The organism is Rudaeicoccus suwonensis (assembly GCF_007829035.1).
Classification (GTDB): Bacteria; Actinomycetota; Actinomycetes; order Actinomycetales; family Dermatophilaceae; genus Rudaeicoccus; species Rudaeicoccus suwonensis.
Window position 1 is genome coordinate 2,394,685 of sequence record NZ_VIVQ01000001.1, and the last position, 20,061, is coordinate 2,414,745.

General features: G+C 67.6%; 14 protein-coding genes. 4 read left to right on the top strand and 10 right to left on the bottom strand.

Going from position 1 to position 20,061, the window contains the following annotated elements; genetic code table 11:
* Window positions 1–71 precede the first annotated feature (71 nt).
* Window positions 72–2,141: an SDR family oxidoreductase gene (locus BKA23_RS10905; RefSeq protein ID WP_145227916.1), complete on the top strand. Its 2,070-nt coding sequence runs from the start codon at window positions 72–74 to the stop codon at window positions 2,139–2,141.
* Window positions 2,142–2,223: 82 nt separating this feature from the next.
* Here BKA23_RS10905 and dapB read toward each other — a convergent pair whose 3' ends face one another.
* Window positions 2,224–2,988 carry a 4-hydroxy-tetrahydrodipicolinate reductase gene (gene dapB / locus BKA23_RS10910; protein WP_281287549.1) on the bottom strand — a complete coding sequence of 255 codons (765 nt, stop codon included), beginning with the start codon at window positions 2,986–2,988 and terminating at the stop codon, window positions 2,224–2,226.
* Window positions 2,989–3,262: 274 nt separating this feature from the next.
* Between dapB and BKA23_RS10915 the strand changes: the two genes are divergently transcribed.
* From BKA23_RS10915 to BKA23_RS10925, 3 genes are read left to right on the top strand one after another with little or no spacing between them, the layout of a single operon-like run.
* A complete protein-coding gene (locus BKA23_RS10915) occupies window positions 3,263–5,104 on the top strand; it encodes an MFS transporter (protein WP_246104579.1) in 1,842 nt (613 codons plus the stop codon).
* 14 nt (window positions 5,105–5,118) lie between these two features.
* The gene (locus BKA23_RS10920; protein WP_170226465.1) at window positions 5,119–6,246 is read left to right on the top strand and encodes a cytochrome c oxidase assembly protein; all 1,128 of its coding nucleotides are present in this window, start codon (window positions 5,119–5,121) and stop codon (window positions 6,244–6,246) included.
* Window positions 6,243–6,911 carry an HD domain-containing protein gene (locus tag BKA23_RS10925; RefSeq protein ID WP_145227920.1) on the top strand — a complete coding sequence of 223 codons (669 nt, stop codon included), beginning with the start codon at window positions 6,243–6,245 and terminating at the stop codon, window positions 6,909–6,911. The genes BKA23_RS10920 and BKA23_RS10925 overlap by 4 nt, the downstream gene beginning before the upstream one ends.
* A 30-nt stretch (window positions 6,912–6,941) precedes the next feature.
* Here the strand turns inward: BKA23_RS10925 and BKA23_RS10930 are convergent, their stop codons facing one another.
* From BKA23_RS10930 to BKA23_RS10970, 9 genes are all read right to left on the bottom strand, one after another.
* Window positions 6,942–7,550, bottom strand: a complete 609-nt coding sequence (locus BKA23_RS10930) for a TMEM165/GDT1 family protein (RefSeq protein ID WP_145227922.1) — start codon at window positions 7,548–7,550, stop codon at window positions 6,942–6,944.
* A gap of 417 nt (window positions 7,551–7,967) precedes the next feature.
* The gene (locus tag BKA23_RS10935) at window positions 7,968–9,056 is read right to left on the bottom strand and encodes a hypothetical protein (RefSeq protein ID WP_145227924.1); all 1,089 of its coding nucleotides are present in this window, start codon (window positions 9,054–9,056) and stop codon (window positions 7,968–7,970) included.
* A 210-nt stretch (window positions 9,057–9,266) separates the two neighbouring features.
* Window positions 9,267–9,962, bottom strand: a complete 696-nt coding sequence (locus BKA23_RS10940) for a class I SAM-dependent methyltransferase (RefSeq protein ID WP_145227926.1) — start codon at window positions 9,960–9,962, stop codon at window positions 9,267–9,269.
* Between the two features lie 83 nt (window positions 9,963–10,045).
* Window positions 10,046–11,020 (bottom strand): TRM11 family SAM-dependent methyltransferase, encoded by a 975-nt coding sequence (locus tag BKA23_RS10945; RefSeq protein WP_145227928.1) that lies wholly within the window; start codon window positions 11,018–11,020, stop codon window positions 10,046–10,048.
* A 118-nt stretch (window positions 11,021–11,138) separates the two neighbouring features.
* On the bottom strand, window positions 11,139–13,562 hold the full coding sequence (locus BKA23_RS10950) for a polyribonucleotide nucleotidyltransferase (protein ID WP_145227930.1): 2,424 nt from the start codon (window positions 13,560–13,562) through the stop codon (window positions 11,139–11,141).
* 176 nt (window positions 13,563–13,738) lie between these two features.
* Window positions 13,739–14,008 carry a 30S ribosomal protein S15 gene (rpsO, locus tag BKA23_RS10955; RefSeq protein ID WP_145227932.1) on the bottom strand — a complete coding sequence of 90 codons (270 nt, stop codon included), beginning with the start codon at window positions 14,006–14,008 and terminating at the stop codon, window positions 13,739–13,741.
* Window positions 14,009–14,127: 119 nt separating this feature from the next.
* Entirely contained in the window at window positions 14,128–17,022 is a 2,895-nt protein-coding gene (locus BKA23_RS10960; RefSeq protein WP_145227934.1) for an ATP-binding cassette domain-containing protein, read from the bottom strand.
* Window positions 17,009–19,249, bottom strand: a complete 2,241-nt coding sequence (locus tag BKA23_RS10965) for a cysteine peptidase family C39 domain-containing protein (RefSeq protein ID WP_145227936.1) — start codon at window positions 19,247–19,249, stop codon at window positions 17,009–17,011. Before BKA23_RS10965 ends, BKA23_RS10960 begins: the two co-directional genes overlap by 14 nt.
* Window positions 19,246–20,061 carry a biotin/lipoyl-containing protein gene (locus tag BKA23_RS10970; RefSeq protein ID WP_145227938.1) on the bottom strand — a complete coding sequence of 272 codons (816 nt, stop codon included), beginning with the start codon at window positions 20,059–20,061 and terminating at the stop codon, window positions 19,246–19,248. The genes BKA23_RS10965 and BKA23_RS10970 overlap by 4 nt, the downstream gene beginning before the upstream one ends.

A 20,061-nucleotide genomic window follows, 5' to 3' on the forward strand; every position in this document is an offset into this window, starting at 1 on the left:
CCACCAGTGGTCGCAACCAGAACCGACCGGTAACCTTCGGTGCACCAACGCCTGAAAGCGGGAGTGCTCAGATGACCGGATACTTCGTCACCGGTGGCACCGGGTTCATCGGTCGCCATGTGCTGCCGCGTCTGCTCGAAGCCGATCCGCAGGCCCAGATCCACGTGCTGGTGCGCTCCACCTCGGCCGAGCGGTTCACCCGCCTGATCGAGGACTGGCCCGGCAGCGACCGCATCCACCCGGTGATCGGCGACCTCACGGAGCCGCGCTTGGGTCTGCCGGGGCGCGACGGTCTGACCGGCATCAAACACGTGCTGCACCTCGGCGCGATCTACGACATGACCGCGGACGCCGACAGTCAGCAGCGCTCGAATGTCGACGGCACCGCCGCGGTGATCGCGTTCGCCAAGCGGCACCGCGCCATGCTGCACCACGTCTCGTCGATCGCGGTCGCGGGCGACTACGCCGGGCGATTCACCGAGAACGACTTCGACAAGGGCCAAGGCTTCCCCTCGCCGTACCACCACACCAAATTCCTGGCCGAGCAACTGGTCCGGCAAACCGACGGCCTGTCCTGGCAGGTCTACCGCCCGGCGATCGTGGTCGGCGACTCCCGCACCGGCGAGATGGACAAGATCGACGGGCCGTACTACTTCTTCGGGGTGCTGCGCGAACTCGGCCGGATGCCGTCGGCGCTCCCGGTGCTGCTGCCCGACCTGGGCGACACCAACATCGTGCCGGTCGACTACGTGGCCGACGCGCTGGTCGCCCTGATGCTGCGGCGCACCGCCGAGTCCGGCTCAGTGTGGCACCTGACTGCTCCACGACCACAGACCACCACCGCGCTCTACAACGCGATCAAGCCCGCGTTCGACGGCCCGACGGCATACAACGTGGTGCCGCATCAGATGGTCCAGCCGCTGCTGGATCTGGGCCGCAAGTCCCCGCTGCGGCTGGGGCGCGACCTGCTGGTGCAGCAGCTCGGCATACCGGCCACCGTCGTCGATGTGATGCATCTGCCCACCCGGTTCGCCTCGCGACAGACCCAGGCCGTGCTTCGACAGCACGGTGTCGAACTGCCGGCGCTGGCCGACTACGCCCCGCGACTGTTCGACTACTGGGCCGCCAACCTCGACCCCGACCGGCACCGCCGCCCCGACCCGGCCGGCCCCCTTGTCGGCCGCCATGTCGTGATCACCGGTGGTTCAGCCGGCATCGGCAAAGAGACTGCCCGCACGTGTGCCCGCAAGGGTGCTCGTGTGCTGATCGTGGCTCGCAAACTCGAGGAGCTCGAGGAGACCTGCGCCGAGCTGCGCGCCGAGGGCGGGGATGTGCACGCCTACCAGTGCGACATCACCGACCCCGACTCGGTGAGCCTGACGGTCAAGAAGATGCTCGAGGAACACGATCATGTCGACGTCCTGGTCAACAACGCCGGGCGCTCGATCCGCCGTGCGACGCTGAACTCCACCGACCGGCTGCACGACTACGAGCGCACGATGGCGGTGAACTACTTCGGCGCCGTGCACATGACGCTCGAACTGCTGCCGCAGATGGCGCAGCGCCGCTTCGGCCGGATCGTCAACGTGTCGACGATCGGAGTGCTTGCCAAGGGCCCGCGGTTCGGGGCGTATGTCGCAAGCAAGGCCGCGCTCGACGCCTTCTCTGACGTGACCGCCGTCGAAACCGTCTCGCAGCACATCACTTTCACCAACATCCACATGCCACTGGTGCGCACCAGGATGATCGCTCCGACGAAGACGTACGACCGGGTGGACGTCCTCACACCGGAGAAGGCTGCGGCGATCGTGGTGCGCGGCATCATCGAGCACCCCCGCCGGATCGACACCCCGCTGGGCAGCTTCGCGATCGTCAGCCATTTTCTGACGCCGTCGTTCACCGCCGCGCTGCAGCACCAGATGTTCCTGATGTTCCCCGACTCCACCGCCGCCACCAAGGGCGCCTCGCACAGCGCCGACCGTGGTCAGGGCGGCTCGGGAATGGATTCGTTCGGTCTGCTGCTGGATGCGCGCGACGCGTTGCGCTCGACGCTAGGACCGGTCAACGACCTCGCGGAGAGCAGCGGGCTCGCGGGTAAGGTCCGCGACGGGCTGCGGCTGATCCCCGGAATCCACTGGTGAGCGGAAGGTCTGCCGGGTTTCTCTCGGACGGCGGCCGACCAATCGACCCGTCTCGTCGCGCGGAACGAAACCCAGACGGCGATCACGCCAATCCGAGGTAGTTCTCCAAGCCGACAGTGAGGCCCGGATGCGAGCCGACCGCGCGCACGCCGGCGAGGACACCGGGCATGAAACTGGTGCGCTCGAACGAGTCGTGCCGGATCGTCAACGCCTCCCCCTCGGCGCCGAGGTCGACCTCTTGATGTGCCACCCGACCGCGCAATCGCAGCGCATGCACCGGTATGCCGTCCACTGTCGCGCCGCGAGCGCCGTCCGGGTCGGACTGCGTCGCGTCGGGCACCGGTCCGAGCCCGGCTTCGGCGCGGGCAGCGGCGATGATCGAGGCGGTCCGGGCGGCGGTGCCCGATGGAGCGTCGACCTTGGCGGGGTGGTGCATCTCGACGATCTCGACGGATTCGTAGAACGGTGCGGCCTGCCGGGCGAACGACATCATCAACAGCGCACCGATGGCGAAGTTCGGCGCGATGAGCACTCCTACCGAATCATGTTGTGCGAGAAGACTTTCCAGAGAAGCGAGGCGCTCGGCGTTCCAGCCGGTCGTCCCCACGACGGCGTGCACCCCAAGCTCGACGCAGTGGGCGACATTGCCCATCGAGGCGTCCGGCACGCTGAACTCGACCGCCACGTCGGCCCCGTGCAACTCGCCGAGATCGTCGCCCGCGTCATACCGGCCCACAAGGTCGAGATCAGGCGCCGCGTCAACTGCCGCGCAGGCCTGGCTGCCCATCCGCCCGGAGGCACCGATCACGACCACGCGCAGGGATGGACTCAACGGGTCAACACTCACCCGGGTCAGCGTAGACGGCGATTGCTCCGTCGGCCTGCCGACGCCCACGTGCGGACACCTGCGGCAGGGGGCGGACGACGGCCACGAGAGCGGCGACGAAGACGATCAGCTTCGACGTCGGTCCGGATCGTGGTCGACCGTTCCAGTCCTCGGACCTCCGACGGCCATGAGAATCGGTCTGCTATATTTGTTACCTAAGCTAATTACCCGTCACCTGGGCAGCCTCCGACACACTCGACGCACACCCTGACGTAGATACGAAAGCCGAACGACTGTGACAGAACCACTCGTCCCGCCATCCGAAGAACGGCGCCAGCGCACCCGCCGGCGTCGTTATGAGGCAGACCACCCGCGTTACAAGTGGGTGGCGCTGTCCAACACCACCCTTGGCGTGCTGATGGCCACCATCAACTCCTCGATCGTGATCATCTCGCTGCCGGCGATCTTCCGCGGCATCAAGCTGGACCCGCTCGGAGCCGGAAACATCAGCTACCTGTTGTGGACGCTGATGGGCTTCCTGGTGGTGTCCGCCGTGCTGGTGGTCGCACTCGGACGACTGGGCGACATGTATGGCCGGGTCAAGATCTACAACCTCGGCTTCGTGGTCTTCACCGTCGCATCGGTGTTGCTGTCTCTCGACCCGTTCTCCGGTGGCGGCGGAGCGATGTGGATCATCCTCGGCCGCATCATCCAGGGTGTCGGCGGAGCGATGCTCATGGCCAACTCGGCCGCCATCCTGACCGATGCCTTCCCTGCCACCGAGCGCGGAATGGCGTTGGGAATCAACCAGGTTGCCGCGATCGCCGGCTCGTTCCTCGGTCTGATCATCGGTGGCGTGCTGTCGCAGTGGGACTGGCGCGCGGTCTTCTGGGTCAGCGTGCCGATCGGCATCCTCGGCACGATCTGGGCTTACAAGTCGCTGCACGAACTCGGCACCTCCCGCGGAGGGAGCCTCGACATACCCGGCAACATCACCTTCGCTGTGGGCGTCACCGCGATCCTTGTCGCCATCACCTACGGCATCCAGCCGTATGGCGGTCACACGATGGGCTGGACCAACCCGTGGGTGCTGGCCGGGCTGATCGGCGGGGCGCTGGTGCTGGTGGCCTTCTGCTTCATCGAGACCCGCGCCAAGGACCCGATGTTCTCGATGAGCCTGTTCAAGATCAAGGCCTTCAGCGCCGGCAACTTCGCTGGTCTCCTCGCCTCGATCGGCCGAGGTGGCATGCAGTTCATGCTCATCATCTGGCTCCAGGGCATCTGGCTGCCGCTGCGCGGTTACAGCTACGAATCGACCCCGTTGTGGGCCGGCATCTTCCTGTTGCCACTGACCGCCGGCTTCCTGATCGCCGGTCCGGCGTCGGGCTACCTGTCGGACCGTTTCGGCGCACGCGCCTTCGCCAGCGGCGGCCTGCTGATCAACGCCGCGACCTTCATCGGCCTGGTGCTGATCCCGGTCGACTTCTCGTACTGGATCTTCGCGACGCTGCTGTTCCTCAACGGCATCGGCTCGGGCATGTTCTCCGCGCCGAACACCACGGCGATCATGAACTCCGTCCCCGCCAACCAACGCGGCGCGGCCTCCGGCATGCGAGCGACCTTCTTCAATGCGGGCACCTCACTGTCGATCGGCATCTTCTTCTCGCTGATGATCGTCGGCCTGTCACAGCACCTGCCGAACGCGATGCGCACCGGTCTGATCGCCCAGCACGTGCCCGCGGATGTGGCCGGCCAGGTGGCGTCGTTGCCGCCGGTCGGGTCGATGTTCGCAGCCTTCCTGGGCTTCAACCCGATCGAGAGCATCCTGAAACCGACGGGTGTCTTCGCACACATGGATCCGAGCAACGTGCAGACGCTCACCGGCAAGGAGTTCTTCCCGCACCTGCTGTCCGGTCCGTTCCACGACGGTCTGGTCGTGGTCTTCGGCGCCGCCGCGATCATGATGATCGTCGCCGCGATCGCCAGTCTGCTGCGCGGCAGCAAATACGTGCACGAGGACGGTTCCGACGTCGACGCGGATGACGCTCCGAGCGACTCCGACGGTCCGCAGACCGATGCGCCCGTCGACGGCCCGGCCGCCGACGACGCACTCGCGGACGCCGGTCAGCGCGCCTGACTACAGTGCCAGGAGTGTCTCCGCTCAGTGCATCCTCCTGGCTGACCGCCTGGACGTTCTCACCATTCGGTGTCGTCCTCGCGATCATCCTCCTCGTCCCGTATGTCGCAGGTCTTCTCGCGGCGCGGCGCCGCGGCCACTCCTGGCCGTGGTGGCGCACTGCGTCCTACCTGGTGCTCGGAGTCGGCACCCTGCTCTACGTGACGTGCGGCCCGGTCGGTGTCTACCGGGACACCTTCTTCTGGATGTTCGCCGCCCAGGTGGCGGTCGTCGGGTCGGTCACGCCGGCCGGTCTGGCCATTGGTGACCCGATCGGGTTGTTCAGTGCCGCCACGGGTCGCACCGACACGTGGGTGCACCGCGCCGTGCGCAGCCCGGTCGCACGCTTCTTCATGTTTCCCCTGGTCAGCACGGCACTGGATCTCGGCGGGATCCTTGCGGTCTTCTACACCGGCTACGCCAAGGCGGCCATCGACTCAGACCTCGTCGGGGCCCTGCTGCTGTTGCAACTGCTGTTCGTGGGGCTCATCTTTGTGCTGCCGGTGCTCGCGGACGATCTTCTTCCCCGGTGGGCGACGCCGCCGGTGCGCACCTTCCTGGCATTCCTCGACGGCCTGGTGGACGCGATCCCTGGCGTCCTGCTGATGACCGCGAATTCACTTCTGGTGCCATCATTTCCGGGCTTCTCCGAGCACGCTGCCCATCTGCGCGACGGCATCAGCGCCTCGCTCGACCAGCAGTACGCCGGTGGCGCTCTGCTCGTCGTGGCCGAGACGATCGGGCTGCCGATGCTCGGCGCGGTCTTCGCCGAGTGGCTGCGCGCCGATGCCGCCGAAGCGCGCGCAGCGGATGCCCTGCTGGATGCACGAGACGCCGCCGATGCCGCTGCAGCGGCCGGTGGGATCACGAGGTCCGGCAGTTCGAGGATGTCCGGCAGTTCGAGCCGCTCGGGCGATCCGGGTTCCGGGCCACGCATGCCGGGCGGCGCGGGCGTCGACAGCGATGCTCCGGACCTGCCGGAGCCGGATGCCGCTGCGCCGCCTGAGTCCGCGCCCGCGGGCGCACAGCAGCCGTGGTGGCTGACCGATCCGCGGATGGCCGACCGCTTCGGCCATTCCCGGCATGATCCCGACAGCCCATGACAGGACTGCTCGACAGCTGGGTCCGCGCGATCACTGAGCTGTCACCGACGGCCGATCCCGCGCAAGCTCGGCGCGATGGTGAAGGCCTGCTGTTGCGCTGGAACGAAGGCCACCGCAGCTATCACACCGCCCAGCACCTGAACGAGGTGCTGAGCGCGCTCAACCTCCTCGGTGGCGCCGATCGGCCGGCTGAGCGAGCCCTGGCGACCCTCGCTGCCTGGTTGCACGACGCCGTGTATGACGTGACCGCCGAAGCCGGCGCCAGCGAACGCGCCAGCGCCACTCTTGCGACCGCCGTCCTGACCGGACTCGGCTGCCGGGAGGACATCGCGACCGCAGTCGAGCAGCTGATCCTGATGACGACCACCCACCAGAGCCGGTCGGCGGATCCGGTCGGGGATGCCCTTCACGACGCCGACCTGTGGATCCTTGCTGCTCCGATGCCGCGGTTTCGGCAGTACTGCGAGCAGGTGCGAACCGAATACCGGCACGTTCCGGACCCGGCCTACGCCGAAGCACGCACCGGCATACTGTGCGCTCTGGTCGATCGGGCAGACGTCTACCGCACCGCTCGCGCCCGCGAGGAGTGGACCGCGGCCGCCCGCAGCAACGTCGCGAGCGAGCTACGGTCACTCAGCACGCTCCTGCCTGACCGCGCACGCTGATCCGGGCATCACTCCAGCGGCGGGAGTCACTCAGATTCCGGCGACATTGAGCACACTGTAGATGCCGAGGCAGGTCATCACGACGGCCGCGATCCGGGTGATCCACACCATCGGCAGCACCTTGAGCAGGGTCTTGCCGCCGAGCATCGCGAGCAGGGCGACACACCACAACGCGACGACCGCACCGATGCCGACCGACACCGGATTGCCATACCGGGCAGCGAGATTGGCAGTGAGGATCTGCGTGAGATCGCCCCATTCGGCTACCAGGATGATGCCGAAACCGACCGAGGAGACCTTCCAGAAACCCGCACCGTCAGGTATGCCGTCCGCCTCGGCTTCCTCCTTCGCCTCGACCTGATCCTGGTCTTCTGTGCCTTCGCGCCAGATCAGGAAAGCGCCGAGGAAGAACAGCACGGCAACGACGGCCTCGACAAGGCGGTGCGGCAGCAGGGTCAGCACCGACCCTGCTGCGACGGCGATGACGACGTGAACGAGGAATGCGCTCGCCACGCCGGCGAAGACCCAGCGCCACGGGAATCTGGTGCCGAGCACAAGGCTGGCGATGGCGGTCTTGTCTGGCAGTTCACCGACGAAGATGAGTGCGAAGGTAGCTGCGATGACACTGATGTCGATCACGAGTCGTGGTCCTTGCGGTCAGGACGGCAACAGCTCGAGCGACTCCACGGAATCCGGGCGACGTCGAACCGCAGCCGAGATGGCTGATGGTCCGAACGTCTCGTCCAGCCGGTAAACCGGCCCTGAGCACCGGGCCGCATCAGCAGCCAGTATGTCGACACTCAGTGAGGGGACTACTCCCGTTCGCGCGGCCAACGATATCGGAGACCCGCCAGCTCCGCACATTCGCGCACCGTCGTGGCCGTCGACCGGGTCGGCAATCTCGGACGAGCCGTCGCTGTCGACCTGGCAGGCGATGCCGTTTTGGCGCTCCTACAACGACAGGTTGTGCCATGTCACCGCGGTACGGAACACTCCTCCAGGATCCGCCCCTCCACGTCCCCTGAGGGGCAGCCCAGCGGAACCGCGCGCTCCCGGTCAGCGGCCTATCGGCACCAGATAGGAGGCGTCGCCGGCGAGCACTGTCGGTCGTCCGGAATCCGGAATCGACAGCAACACCGTGACGCCGGTGCGCCGGTCGATCTGCGACTTGGGCTTACCGTCATCACCCTCCGCGGCCGCGGAATCCTTTGAGAGAACGACGTGCCCGTCCGTCTTCGAGGTCGCCGTGACCGCGCAGTCGAGCGTGAGGAAGCCCAACGTCACCGTGCCGGCTCGCACCAGACGCAGTGCCGGTGTGCCGACGACGACGGCGGTTGCCGGGTCGGTGTCCACCGGACTCCCCCACGGTCGGCATGCCGAGCTGATGTTCATGCCCTTCTGCCCGCTCGATCCCACGCCGTTGCGGTAGTCGGTCAGCGGACCGGCGTCTGCGAATTCACCGGTGTCCCCGGTACGGATCGCCGAGATGACCGCCGGCACGGCATTAGCCGCCGCCTGGCGCTGTGCCTTGGTCAGAATGGTAGGTGCCGGATTCGGCCTCGGCAGCGCGCTCAGTCGCACCCCACCGATCGATGCGGTGAGCCGCCATCCCGTCGTGTGTCCTGCTGCCTGCGTCGGCACCATCAGTCGAAGACTACCCATGTCAGCGGTGGCACTCCCACCATCGCTACGCGAGGCACTGGCAGACACGCTTGTCGTGTGCGCCGCCAGCCAGACAGCCGGTGCCTGGCCGTCGTCGGCGCGGGCGGCGGTGCTGCCGAAGGCGCTGACGACCTGTGTTGTGAACGGCGCTGCGTCGTGCGTTCCGGCCGACTTCTTGTAGCGAGTCGAATAGATGTCGCCGGCCAGCGCGACTCCGGAATCCGCTGAGGCCCAAGCCCTTTCGTCATACGGTGGCTGTGAAGCCCGATCGATCGCGGCGTTGTTGCGCAGGTCGTAGTCAGCTGCGATGGCCTTCGCCTGCGCAAGCGTCACCACGGCGGGCGCGGCGCTCGTCGGCGACGTCGCCGACGGTTGGGGTGCTGCACTTATGCCATCACCACAACCAGTCAGCAGCGCGCCGGAGACGCAGACGGCGACCGTGGTGGCGGCAATGGGCAAGATGAAGCGAAGCTGCGAGCGCATGAGAGTCCTGACGGTCGACGTGACGAGGGTCGTGCGGCAGCCGTGGCATTCGCACGGATCCGACCATCGCATCGGCGCTTTCCGCAGCGCAGAAGTTATCCACAACTCGTCCAGGGGACCGGCATCCTCCATGCAATGTGTGGCGTCGCATGGACCGCGATCTCGTCTCAGGTGGAGACATGCGGCCTGCGGCCACCGCGGCGATACGGCCTAGGCGGGTTTGCGCGCGCGTACCAGGAGGCTGACGCCGGGCAGACTCTTGACCGGGAGGTACCGCTCGAGGGCGATGACACCGTACAGCGCTGTGTTGACCAGTGGGTTGAGGTCGTCGAGGTCGCTGCCCGTGGACTTCTTGCGCCGCCAGGCGGCGACGGGGCGCAGCAGGACGTTCCACGACTGGCAGGACTCGATCTCGAAACCGCCCCGCGTGAGCACCCCGAGCAGCGTCTCGCGGGTGTAGCGACGCACGTGATCGACGGCGACGTCATGCTCGGACCACAGCGCCGGGTCGGCCGGCACCGCGACCAGGAAGGTCGCGCCGGGCTTCAGCGCCCGGAAGACGCCGGCGACAGCGGCGTCGTCATCCGGAATGTGCTCCAGCACGTCGAACGCGACAACCAGATCCGCGGAGTCGTCCGCGACCGGCAGGAAGCACGCGTCCGCTCGCAACACCGGCAGGCCCCGCTCGGCCGCGACCTCGGCCCCCTCCGCGCCATACTCGACCGGCACGGCGTGCCAGCCGGCCTTGACCAGCACCCGGGTGTTGCCGCCGCCTGCCGCGCCCACGTCGACCGCCAGGCCCGGCGCCATGCCCTTGATCGCGGTGGCGAGCAGATTACGGCGCTCGCGATACCACCAGTGCTTGTCCTCCAAGCGGGCGAGCTTGCGGATCTCGGTTGCTTCCACGCATTCCTCCTGTGCCGTGGCACCCCCCGACGGCGTCGAATTCGGTGCGCGCCTACTGTACGCATCCCGGCTGCTCGGGCGGTTCAGCCTCGGCGTGTCCGCCGACTGCGCGTGAGCACGTATGCCGTGGGCGTCACTCCGTTGTAGCGGATCACGCGTTCGGCCACGATCTTCAGACCCCGCGCCCGAGCAGCGGAATCGGCAAAGACACGTTTGTCATCGGTCAGTAGCACGCAGCGGCCGTCGCTGATGAGCACCCGGTCGATCTCGCGCAGCACCGCGGGATACAGCGTGCGGTTGATCTCGTTGCTGCCGACGCGTTTGCCGAACGGTAGGTCGGTCACGACCCGATCCACGCTCGCCGCCGGCAGATCCAGCGCGGTCGCGTCGCCCTGCAGCACCTTGACACGCCCGGACAGATTGAGCGCAGCGACGTTATCTGCAGCAATGGCAACCGAATTCGCGTCGACGTCGACCGCCGTGGTGCTGCCGTCGCGAGTCAGACCGTCGATGACAGGCACAGTCCCGACACCCGCGCACGGGTCGAGCAGGTGATCGCCGGTCCGCGCCTTGGCCAACCGGATCAGTCCCGCAGCGACCGGACCGGGAGTGGTCGCCGGAAGCCGTCGCAACGACCCGAATCGTGCCGCCCACGACCACGGGCCGAGTTCGGCGCGGTGCCGTGCGACGTCGACGTTGACCATCCAGTCGGCGGGTTCGTTGCGCCAGCCGAGGCCGGCTTCGATCGCCTCGATCAGCTGTTGCCGCGGCTGGTCCTCCCCCGGAAGATGCACCCGAAATCGCACACCACCCGCGACGTCGAGCACGGCGGACCAGTCGACGGCAGCCAGCGCGGCGACGGTGCCCAGTGCCGGGTCGAGAGCCACGGCGACGCGATCGATCATCGGCCCGAAGGTCGCGACCGGCGAAAACCCTTCCAGCGCAATGTCTCCCGGGCCCACCTGAGTCGAACGCAGATCGTGCTGCTCACGCAGATCTCCGCGGACGAGATCCTCGAAGCCCACAGCGCAGGTGACCAGCAGAGCGGGTTTCGGCATACCGCTCAGGTTACGGGCCAGGTCGGGCCCAGCCACAATCTGCAGGCCGGAGGGGAAGCGAACGGCCCGGCCACCCACACGGGGTGACCGGGCCGTCTTCGCTCAGCTGTGCCGTTTCTCAGGCCTCGTCGGACGCACCGGCCGAGTCGCCGGCGTGAGCGCCGTCGGCGCCCTCACCGTGACCACGACCACGGCCGCCACGACGCCGGTTGCGCGGACGACGCTCGCCGCGCTCCTGCCCGTCGTCACCGTCAGAGGAAGCACCATCGGTCGAAACCGCATCGGCAGCATCCGCCGCCGGAGCGTCGTGGCCGGCCGAATCCGCAGCGTCATCAGCGTCGTCCGCGCTAGCGGCTTCTTCGACGACAGCCAGCGACAGCTTGCCCCGCGGGTCGATCTCCTTGAGCTCGACCTGGACCTTCTGGCCGATCTTCAGAACGTCCTCGACGGCGTCGATGCGCTTGCCGCCGACGAGCTTGCGCACCTCGGAGATGTGCAGCAGGCCGTCCTTGCCGGGCAGCAGCGACACGAACGCGCCGAAGGTTGTGGTCTTGACCACGGTGCCCAAGAAGCGCTCGCCGACCTCGGGCATCTGCGGGTTGGCGATCGCGTTGACCGCCGCGCGCGCCGCCTCGGCCGACGGACCGTCGGTTGCCCCGATGTAGACCGTGCCGTCGTCCTCGATCGACAGGTCGGCGCCGGTGTCCTCCTGGATCTGGTTGATCATCTTGCCCTTCGGGCCGATGACCTCACCGATCTTGTCGACCGGGATCTTGACCGCGATCACGCGCGGAGCGTACGGCGACATCTCGTCGGGAGCGTCGATCGCTTCGTTCATGACATCCAGGATGTGCAGACGCGCGTCGCGCGCCTGGGTCAGCGCACCGGCGAGCACGTCGGCGGGGATGCCGTCGAGCTTGGTGTCGAGCTGGATGGCGGTGACGAACTCGCGGGTACCAGCGACCTTGAAGTCCATGTCGCCGAAGGCATCCTCGGCGCCGAGGATGTCTGTCAGTGCTGCATATTCGGTCTTGCCGTCGACCTCGGCCGACACCAGACCCATGGCGATGCCCGCAACCGGCGCGCGCAGCGGCACACCGGCGTTGAGCAATGCCAGCGTCGAGGCGCACACCGAACCCATCGACGTCGAACCGTTGGAGCCGAGAGCTTCGGACACCTGACGGATGGCGTAGGGGAACTCCTCGCGCGTCGGCAGCACCGGCATCAGCGCACGCTCCGCGAGAGCACCGTGGCCGATCTCGCGGCGCTTGGGCGAGCCCACCCGGCCGGTCTCACCGGTGGAGTAGGGCGGGAAGTTGTAGTTGTGCATGTAACGCTTGCGGGTCACCGGCGAGAGGGTGTCCAGCTGCTGCTCCATGCGCAACATGTTCAGCGTGGTGACACCCATGATCTGGGTCTCGCCGCGCTCGAAGATCGCCGAGCCGTGCACGCGCGGCAGCACCTCGACCTCGGCCGAGAGGGCACGGATGTCCTTGGGGCCACGGCCGTCGATGCGGACCTTGTCACGCAGGATCCGCTCGCGCACGACGTTCTTCTGCACGGACCGGTATGCCGCGGAGATCTCCTTGGCACGACCCTCGAACGGCTTGCCGTCGCCGGCGAGTTCGTCCTTGAGCTCGTCCTTGTAGGCGTCCAGCTGCGACTCGCGGTCCTGCTTGTCGGCGATGGACAGCAGGGTGCGCAGCTTGTCGGTGGCGGCCGCGGCGACTGCGGCATACGTGTCGTCCTGGTAGTCCAGGAACACCGGGAAGTCCTGCACCGGCTTGGCAGCCTTGGTGGCCAGCTGCGCCTGCGCCTCGCACAGCACGCGGATGAACTTCTTGGAGGCCTCAAGGCCCTCGGCGACGACCTCTTCGGTCGGGGCGCCCTTGCCCTGGTGCTTGACGAGGTCCCACGTGGACTCGGTGGACTCGGCCTCGACCATCATGATCGCGACGTCGTCACCGACGACGCGGCCGGCGACGACCATGTCGAAGACCGAGCGCTCGCTGTCGGAGAAGTTGGGGAAGGCGACCCATTCGCCGTCGATGAGCGACACCCGGGTCGCACCGATCGGGCCGGAGAACGGCAGACCCGAGATCTGCGTGGACGCCGAGGCGCCGTTGATGGCCAGCACGTCGTACTGGTGGTCGGGGTTGAGCGACAGGACCGTGATCACGACCTGCACCTCGTTGCGCAGGCCCTTGCGGAACGCCGGGCGCAGCGGGCGGTCGATGAGACGACAGGTCAGGATCGCATCGGTCGAGGGGCGACCCTCGCGGCGGAAGAAGCTGCCGGGGATCTTACCCGCGGCATACATGCGCTCTTCGACGTCGACGGTCAGCGGGAAGAAGTCGAACTGGTCTTTGGGCTGCTTGCCGGCCGCGGTGGTCGACAGCAGGGTGGTCTCGTCATCCAGGTAGCAAAGGACTGCACCGCCGGCCTGCTTGGCCAGCCGTCCGGTCTCGAACCGGACCTTGCGAGTGCCGAAGCGGCCGTTGTCGATGACGGCTTCGGCGAATGTGATCTCTGGACCCTCCATTGGGCCCTCCTCTTCTCTTCTTCAAGGCCACGCATCGTCGTTGTGCGTGGGTGTTCAACGCATTCAGCTGTATGCCGCAGGGTGGTCGCATCCGTGCGACGGCTGCGGCATACAGCTGCTTACGCCGAAGAGGCGGCCACCGACGGTGGCCGCCTCCAGGCGGAAGTTCTGGGTGATCAGCGACGCAGACCCAGTCGCTTGATCAGCGAGCGGTAACGCTCGATGTCGACGCTCTCGAGGTAGCGCAGCATGCGCTTGCGCTGACCGACGAGCAGCAACAGGCCGCGACGGCTGTGGTGGTCGTGCGGGTGGCTGCGAGCGTGCTCGGTGAGGTCCTTGATGCGCTGCGTGAGCATCGCGATCTGCACCTCGGGGGAACCGGTGTCGCCTTCTTTGGTGGCGTACTCGGTCATGATCTGCTGCTTGGTGGCGCTGTCCAAAGGCATGAAGTGACGACTCCCGTTTCTAGATCGTTGCGCGGTGCTCCTGGGCATGTCCACCAGGGCGCTGTGTATCCGCGGCCGGTTCACGGCTGTTCAAGGCTAGCAGCGCGCGGCCCTCCGCCCTAATCGCCGCGAACCCCAGTGGTGGGAGCGACCTGCTGACGGCGGATGAGGCGCTGGAACAGTCCGTCCTCCTCCGCCAACTTCGCATACGACCCCTGCTGCACCACGCGCCCCTGGTCGAGCACGATGATGCGGTCGGCCTGCCGGATCGTCGACAGCCGGTGGGCGACGACCACTCTCGTGGCGTCCATCCGCTCGATGGCGTGCATCACCCGCGCCTGCGTCTGATTGTCCAGCGCGGAGGTCGCCTCGTCCAAGAACACGATGCGCGGCGAACCGGCGATCGCTCGCGCAAGAATCAGCAGCTGCTGCTGTCCCCCGGACAGCACCCCGGAATATTCGTTGACCAGCGTGTCCAGGCCCATCGGCAGGTCGTCGACGAGTTCGTGCAGGCCGACCGCACGCAGGGCGGCGTTCACCTGGTCGTCGCCCAGCGACCTCGAACCGGCGACGTTCTCGCGGATGCTGCCGCTGATCAGCCGGGTGGACTGCAGGACGACCCCGCACTCCTGTCTCACCGACAGACCGTCCAGCGAGCGCAGGTCGTGGTTGTCGTAGAGGATCGCACCGGAGCTCGCCTCTTCCAGCCCGAGCAGCAGACTCAGCAGAGTGGACTTGCCAGAGCCGGACGGCCCGATGATCGCCACCATCTCCCCGGCCTCCACCTCGAAGGACACATCGCGCACGATGTCGAGCTCACCGATGCGGTAACTCACCTGGGCCAGCTCGATGCGGCCGCTGGGGCCTCCCGAAATGGTGGACCGGCCGGCGACCAATTCACTCGAACCGGCGATGTCGAGCAACCCGCTGCGTGTGGTGAGGGCGTCGACCAGCGCGGTCGAGCACTCGGCGAGCAGCCGTATGCCGATCGCCAGGACGGCGAGGGTGGCTCCGAAGCTGGGGACAGCGGTCACCGAACGCAGCGGCGCCGAGGACGTCGACAGCCACGGCATACTCGCCAGCACCAGCGCACAGACCAGCCCGCCGACCATCGCCTCCTGGCGTAGCCGTTGACGCAGCCGTTCCCGATGCGCGACCTGAGCGGTGGAGAACTGGCTCAGCCACCGCAGTGCCGCGCGGCGCTCCGCATGGGCGAGCCGGATCTTCGCGATGCCGGTGAGCAGGGACGCCGTCAGCGCCTCCAGTGCGGCGCGGGCATGTCGATCGGTATGACGAGCACGGTGCATCGTGCGCAGGCTCACTGTGAACAAGAGGGCGAACAACACGACCACCGCAAGGATCCAGCCGATGCTGTCGCCGGTGAGCACGGCCAGGGTGACCAGTGCGATCCCGGTCATCGCGCCGCCGAGGGTGCCGGTGAACCAGATGCGCAGCCACTGGCCCTGGGCGGAGCTGAGGTCGGTCATGACCGCCAGCACCTCGGCGGCCGGCACCTTACGCAGGTAGCTCATCGGCTGGGTCAGCACCTGCTGCAAGAGACCACCCTGCAGGCGCATGGTGGACCGCACCTCGACTCGCACCATCACGCGAGCGGCGAAGATCCCCAGTGCCGCGATGCCGATGGCATAGGCGCCGAGCGCGGCGGACAGGATCGCCGTGGTCGTGACATCCAACGGGGTCGCTCCCTCGCCCTGCAGGAAGTCCAGTGCGAACGCAGGTATCAACGTGAATAGCCCGATGAGGCAGAACAGCAACAACGCGACGACCACTTCGCGCGCGCTGCGGAACAGCGCGAAGCGCACGAGCGTGCGCAGTCGCGAGGTGACGGGAGCTGCGGCATACAGTTGGTAGGCGCGCGCCAACTGCCGGTCGGAGTCTTGGTCGACAGGCCGGGAACGCCCGGTGCGCAGGTCGCGGATCTGGTAGCCACGCCGGCGACGGATCAGCGGCAGCCACTCCCCTTCCGGCTCCTTACCGACGCCCAGCAGCGGACCGGCGTCGCCGTCATACCAGTGGGAGCCGAGGGACACCCGACGCACGCCGAAGCCGGAATACCGCGCGCAGACACCGAGCGGGTCGTCGGCGCCCTCGATCATGCTCAGCGGGGCCGGGTCGAAGGCCACCCCCGAGACCTTCGCGACGTGCTCGACCGCCACGAGAAAGGGCGAGCTGACATAGGAGTTGCTGCGGCTACCGGTCCGCCCGAGGAGCACATCATGTGCATCGCCCTCGACGGCGGCCACAAATCCGGCTTCGTACTCCCGCAGGGCCGCCCGGCGCGAGAGTTCGCTCTCGGTCGCGAGCCGGGAACGCTCGCCGATCCACCGGTAGCACATGGCAAGCATCTGCTCGAATCCCTGCCACCCCGAGGCCGAACCCAGTGCCTCCTGCCCGGACACCACGCGTGCGGTCACCGTCGTGCTGGTGACGACCGGCACATGCGGCGCGCACGGTATGACGCCGCCGCAATCCTCGCCCCACAACTGCACGTCGTGCTCGAAGGACAACCACAACCCGCGCTGACCTGCCGCGAACGGCTGATCGGCGGCGATGTCGACGCTCGCGCCGACTGAGGTGTCCGTGGGAGTGGACTGCGGCGGGTGCGGATATGTCGCAGCCATCAACCGGGTGATCCACCGCTCGATGAGGATCGCGACGGCAGCGGTGTTGCCGGCCAGCGCACCCTCGCGCATCTCACCCAGGTCGACGTCTGCGACGGTGGCATCCGGCGAACCGACAACGACCAGTTCGTGGGTGGGGTCGGCGATGGCGTCGGTGCCGACGACCAGACTGCCCTGACCGCAGGTCACCAACGGCGTCATCCGGCCGTGCGAGCCGTCGTCCATGCGCTCCACGGAGAACACCTGCACCGAACCGGTGAGAACCAGGTGTCCGTGTCGCGGCGACCCGAGCGACACCCGGTCGGCCGCGGACAGCACCCGCCGCCCGGTCGCGTGGCGCTGGTCGTCGGTGGGGGTCTCACTCCTCGTCATCGATCAACCCCCGGTAGACACCACCTGCTGCAACGAGCGAGTCGTGCGTGCCGGCCTCCACGACGCGCCCGTCTGCGAGCACCAGGATCGCGTCGGAGTCCCGGATGCTCGACAACCGGTGCGCCACCACGATCACCGTGCAACCACGCCGCTGCAGGTTGGCGTAGATCTGCTGCTCGATCAGCGTGTCCAGTTGGGAGGTGGCCTCGTCCAGCACCAGCACCGCCGGATCGGTCGCCAGGGCTCTGGCGAGTTCGAGGCGCTGGCGTTGACCACCACTCCACTCGGACGCGCCGTCATACATCGGGCGGTCGAATCCGCCTGCGCGACCGACGATCTCGCGGTGGATGACCGCGTCTCGCGCGGCCTTCGCCAACGTGACGTCGGTGAACGTCGGGTCCCACAGCGACAGGTTTTCGCGCACCGTGCCCTGCACGAAGACGGTGAACTGGTCGACATATCCCACGGATCCGGCCAGCATCGCCGGCGCCAGATCGGCACGAGCCACTCCGTCGTACAACAGCTCGCCGTCGGTCGGGATGTAGAGACCTGCCAGCACCTTGGCAAGGGTGGACTTGCCTGACCCGGACGGTCCCACGATCGCCACGCGCTGGCCGGGCCGTACGACGAAGGACACATCCTCCAGCAGCAGATGTTGTCTGCCGAAGCCGAATGACACGTCCTTGACCTCGACGTGACCGGACAACTGGACGATCCGCGATGCGGCCGACGGGCCGGCCGATGTCGCAGCCGCCTCCGCACTGACTGCGAGGTCGCCCTGTGCCAGCTCGTCGGTATGTGGATCGACCGGTGAACCGATCGGATACGTCATGACATCGCGACGCACCGCCAGGTCCGCACTCAGGCTGCTGAGGTCCTCCCACGAGGTCACCACCCTGCTGATGCCGTGGACCCCGATCAAGGCCAGCAGCTCCAGTTCCAACAGGCAACCCGGCGTCACCTGTCCGGCCTGCAGCTGGCGGCCACCGAGGATGCTCACCGCGCAGATCAAGACACCGGCCAAGGAGGGCGGGAAGGCACGATAGGCCAACTGTCGGCGCCGCACCGGCCAACTGAGGTTCGCGCTACGCGTGAGTGCTCCGGACCAGCGCTCGAAGGCCGCAGCCTCCTGCCCGTTGGCCTTGATCGTCCGCATCGAGAACAGTGCACTGGCGGCGACCGCCGACGTCCGCAGCATCGCACTGCTGTACCGGCTGTAATCCAGGACGGCCACCCGGTTCACCGCGCCCAGACCGATGCCGGCGGCGGCGATGATCGTGATCTCGGTCAGACCCACGAACGGCGCAATTGCAACCGACACCGACATCGCGGCCACGAGCATGGCGGCATCGACCACGACCGCGCAGGCGGTGATCGTGAACGCGACCGCCAACGAGTCGTTCGCCTTCAATCGCACCGCCAGCACGCCGCTGTGGCGTTGCTGGAAGTAGGCGATGGGCAGCCGGAGCATCCGGGTCAGCATCTGACTGTTCATCGAGAAGGCAAGCCGTTGCGCCGCAGTGAGCGCGACATTGTTACGGACCATGGTCGCGGCGGCATACACGACGAGCGCAGCGAACAGGAAGAACGAGGTGACGCCGGGTGACAGCCGTGGTTGACCACCCGCGACGAAAGCGTGGTCGACGTAGGCGCGGCACAGTGATGGGACCGCGATGACCGCGACAACCCCCAACAACCCGGCGACCAGCGCCAGCGCGATCTGCCGGCGGTACCCGCCGGTGACGGCGATCGCTTCGCGGAGCAGGGACGGCCGTTCCCCGGAGCGCACGAAGTCTGCTCCGGGCCGCAGTTCGAGCGCGATGCCGGTGAAGGACAGGTCGAACTGCTCCCACGGTATGACGCGCCGCCCCACTGCGGGGTCGTTCACCACCGCGCCGCGCCGGGTACCGCCCTCAAGCACCATGAAGTGCTTGAACTCCCAGTAGATGATCAGCGGCATACCGAAGTCCGCCAGGTCGGCAACCTCAGCCCGCACGCCACGGGCCGACATGCCGTACCGCCGCGCCGCCACGACGATCTCGGCCGCCGACGCACCGTCACGACCGACGTTGCACTCGGTGCGCGCCTCGTCCAGTGACACCCACTTGCGGTGGTGCGCCAACACCATCGCGAGGCAGGCCGCGCCGCACTCGACCGCCTCCATCTGCAGCACCGTCGGGACGGCCACGGGACGAGCGCCGAAGCTGACCGGACCGGACGTGCTCACTGGCGCGCCCCCGTGAAGGCGTCGATCGGCCGGTAGCTGCCCAGGATGAACTTCACCGCCGCGGCGGCGCCGTCGGTCACATGCAGATCGCCGGGTCCGGATCCGCCGATCCAGTGCAGCGCGCCGGCCCCGGTCCCCTGGTCCAAGGTGACCTGGATGTCGATGAGCGGACCCAATGAGGCGACTTGCTCCGCGAGCCCCGGGCTGCCCAACTCCTCGGCGATCTGGCCCACCGACGGTGGTGCGGAGCCGATGGCACTGATCCGACCACTGATCCGGCCGTACAACCCCGGGTCGTAGCCGGCCACCACAACCTGGGCCGGCAGCCCCACGCTGAGCTGGTCGGCGTTCTCGACCGACACAAACGCGTGCACGACCAGCCGGGAGAAACCCTGCGGCCGGATCGCCGCGATGGTGGTGCCGTCGGACACGAAGCCACCGGATGCCACGGTGACGTCGGCCACGGTCCCCGCGACCCCGGCCGAGACGGTGGTCGTGCTGCCTCCGGACCGCACCGTCGCCACCGGTTGTGTCGCCGAGACGGTCTGACCAGGCTGCACCAGCACGTCGACGGATCCGGCGGCGGGAGTCCAGGCGTCATACAGCCCTGGGGTGTGAGTCAGGTATGCCGCATCGACGTCCATGGTCGAGACCAGTCGCGCCTCGACCGACCACACTGTGGAGCCGACCATGAACAGCACGATCGCGAGCAGCACAAGCCACCATCGCTTCGGGGCGATCTTCAACCGATCGGTCGTCGGATCGGGGATCTGCGATTGCAGCAGGGCCTTGGCCCTTACACCAGAGAGCAT

Coding starts and splice junctions, on each gene's coding strand:
- BKA23_RS10970 (WP_145227938.1), bottom strand. CDS start 20,061: ATGCTCTCTGGTGTAAGGGCCAAGGCCCTGCTGCAATCGCAGATCCCC.
- BKA23_RS10950 (WP_145227930.1), bottom strand. CDS start 13,562: ATGGAGGGTCCAGAGATCACATTCGCCGAAGCCGTCATCGACAACGGC.
- BKA23_RS10945 (WP_145227928.1), bottom strand. CDS start 11,020: ATGCCGAAACCCGCTCTGCTGGTCACCTGCGCTGTGGGCTTCGAGGAT.
- rpsO (WP_145227932.1), bottom strand. CDS start 14,008: ATGCCTTTGGACAGCGCCACCAAGCAGCAGATCATGACCGAGTACGCC.
- BKA23_RS10935 (WP_145227924.1), bottom strand. CDS start 9,056: ATGCGCTCGCAGCTTCGCTTCATCTTGCCCATTGCCGCCACCACGGTC.
- BKA23_RS10960 (WP_145227934.1), bottom strand. CDS start 17,022: ATGACGAGGAGTGAGACCCCCACCGACGACCAGCGCCACGCGACCGGG.
- BKA23_RS10925 (WP_145227920.1), top strand. CDS start 6,243: ATGACAGGACTGCTCGACAGCTGGGTCCGCGCGATCACTGAGCTGTCA.
- BKA23_RS10905 (WP_145227916.1), top strand. CDS start 72: ATGACCGGATACTTCGTCACCGGTGGCACCGGGTTCATCGGTCGCCAT.